Source organism: Candidatus Frankia alpina (assembly GCF_902806485.1).
GTDB classification, from domain to species: domain Bacteria; phylum Actinomycetota; class Actinomycetes; order Frankiales; family Frankiaceae; genus Frankia; species Frankia alpina.
Window position 1 is genome coordinate 1 of record NZ_CADCWT010000419.1, and the last position, 2312, is coordinate 2312.

Here is a 2312-nt window from a genome sequence, read left to right on the forward strand (position 1 = left end):
GAAACCCAACACACCAACACAACATTGATGTCACGCAAAGCAACAAAACGTTACCAGGAAAGGCTCAGTGATCATTTCGGTGGTGCTTTTGGCGCGGCTGCCCTGGAGATCGTCGAGGTCCTTGCAGGCGAGTGCCTGTTGGAAGGGCATCAGGCTGGTGTCGGTGGTCTGCCAGCGGAGAAACATCAGGCCCTCGGCACGATACGTCGCGCCGATGCGGGTAAGGCCGTTGGCGGCCCGCCGCCGGTGCAGGGGGTCGAGTGCCGGATCGGAGAAGATTGTTCTCAACGCTTCGGCGGCAGCGTGTGGCGCGAGCCCGGTGAGCGCTTCGGCGGCGCGGCAGCGTTCGCCGGCGGAAACGGTAGGGTCTGCCGCGACTCGGTGCATTGCCCGGATGCCATGGTCCCGCCCAGACGGGTCGAGCTCGGTCAGCGCGCTCGCGGCCTCGGGCCGTTCCCAGGGATCGGTGGACGGGTCGACGGTGATCGTGTGGAGAAGCCTGGTGGCGTTGGCACGGTTCTTGGGACCGAGCGTGGCCAGGACGTCCGCGGCTTGGCGACGTTCCCAGCCGCGGAGCCCGCCGTCGGCGGCGATCGCGTGCAGGAGGCGGGCAACGTCGTCGCGACGGTGGCGGCTGGCCAGGAGAGGCCGTTCGACTGCCTGGAGGCGTTCCCCACCGGCGCCGGACGGGTCGGCGGCGATCTCGATGAGGAGGTCGACGGCCTGATGGTGATAGCTGCCGTCGAGACCGGCGAGCGCTGCCGTGGCGTGGGCACAGGGCCAGCCGGTCGACGGCTGGGTCGCCGAGCAGCATGTGCAGGACCGGGGTGGCGCTTCGGCGGCCGGCCGGTCCCAGCTCGGTGAGGGCCTCCGCGGCCCAGAGCCGGTTCCATGCCTCGACGGTGGTATCCGCGCCAAGTCGGTGGAGGGTGTCGACGGCGCTGGTCAGCGCTTGCGGGCCGAGTTCGGCCATGGCCCGCGCCGCCCAGCGGCGGACGTGGATGTCCACCCGGGGCTCGATCGCCATCTGCTGGAACGCGGTACGGGCGGCGGTCTGTCCTGCCGGACCGAGGCCGGTCAGGCTGCCGGCCGCTGTGAGGCGTTCTTCGGCATCGCCGTCCGGGTCGCTGGCCAGGCGGGAGAGCGCGTCGATGGCCTGCTGCCAGTGTCCGGCTTCGTAGTGCGCCAGTTTCTCCGCCGCCTTGCGGCGTTGCGCCGTGTCCAGGAAGGGATCGGCGGCCAGCCGGGCGAACACGTCTGCAGCGTGGGAACGCGGCTGTTCGCCGTCGAGTTCTTGAAGGTCCTCGGCCGCATTGAGGCGCACATCGGCCTCGACCGTCGGATCGCGGGCAAGCGCGGAGAGCAGGTGTGCCGCGCGTACGTGGTTGTCGTCATATACGGCTGCGGCAGCCCCTGCGTATGCCTGCTGCTCGGTGTCGGTGGTGGGGTCGGTGGTGGGGTCGGTGGTGGGGTCGGTGGCGAGCGTGGCCAGGGCGGCAGCGCGGAGAAAGCCCTGACTCTCATCGTCAACGATCTTTCGTGCGGCGTCGAGGCGGTCCTGGCTGCCGAGGATGGGTTCGGCGGCCAGTTCGTGGAGTAGCTGCACGGCGGCGGCGCGGTGTTCAGGTCCGAGATCGGCCAGAGTGTGGGCGGCTTGGAGACGTGTGCGTGGATCGACGGTGGGGCTGGCGGCGATCTGCCGGGCCAGCGCGCCGGCCAGCGGACGGTTGCCGGGTTCGAGGATCGTCAGTACCGCTGCGGCGAGGAGATGGTCGCTGGGTGCCGCGGCCGGATCGTCCAGCAGGGGCGCGAAGGTCTCCTGGACCTGCCGGCTGTACTGACCGCCGATTTTGGCGAGGTTCCGGGCGGCGTCGCATCGTTCGTCGGGGTTTCTGGTCGGGTCAAGGATCAGCCGGCGCAAGGCGTCCGCAGCCTGGCTGGGATATTCGTTCCCGAGTTTGGTCAACGCGCGGACGGCACCTTGCGGTATCCCCGGATTCAGCGCCGGGTCGCCGATCACTATGTGAAGCGCTGTGACGGCACGAAACCGGCACTCGCCGCCAAGGTCCGCCAGGTCCTCTGCGGCTTGGACACGCCAGTATGAAAAAGAGGCGTCGTCAGGGCGCTCGACGGCGAGGGTGAACAGTGCGTCGGCGGCGCGGCTGCGATGTTCGCGTCCCAGGTCCGCCAACTTCTGCGCCGCCTGATAGCGGTCGGAATGGTTAACGGTCGGGTAGAATCCAGGGCCGCGCGAAGATCGCTTTCCGTGCCGACTGGTTACTCTAGGTTGTGAGGAATGTGAGGGCCCGGTT

General features: G+C 68.9%; 4 protein-coding genes. 3 read left to right on the forward strand and 1 reads right to left on the reverse strand.

The genetic code is table 11. The features are described from left to right. Nucleotides 1-30: 30 nt before the first annotated feature. Complete coding sequence (locus G6R25_RS23470) at nucleotides 31-387, reverse strand: hypothetical protein (protein WP_163554603.1); 357 nt, start codon at nucleotides 385-387, stop codon at nucleotides 31-33. A 165-nt stretch (nucleotides 388-552) separates the two neighbouring features. Here G6R25_RS23470 and G6R25_RS23475 point away from each other — a divergent pair, with 165 nt between their 5' ends. The 3 genes from G6R25_RS23475 to G6R25_RS23485 are packed head-to-tail and all read left to right on the forward strand — an operon-like array spanning nucleotide 553 to nucleotide 2104. Beyond that, nucleotides 553-864 (forward strand): hypothetical protein, encoded by a 312-nt coding sequence (locus G6R25_RS23475; RefSeq protein ID WP_163554604.1) that lies wholly within the window; start codon nucleotides 553-555, stop codon nucleotides 862-864. Between the two features lie 58 nt (nucleotides 865-922). Beyond that, complete coding sequence (locus tag G6R25_RS23480; protein ID WP_163554605.1) at nucleotides 923-1600, forward strand: hypothetical protein; 678 nt, start codon at nucleotides 923-925, stop codon at nucleotides 1598-1600. 18 nt (nucleotides 1601-1618) lie between these two features. Next, nucleotides 1619-2104: a hypothetical protein gene (locus G6R25_RS23485; protein ID WP_163554606.1), complete on the forward strand. Its 486-nt coding sequence runs from the start codon at nucleotides 1619-1621 to the stop codon at nucleotides 2102-2104. The last annotated feature ends 208 nt before the right edge of the window (nucleotides 2105-2312 follow it).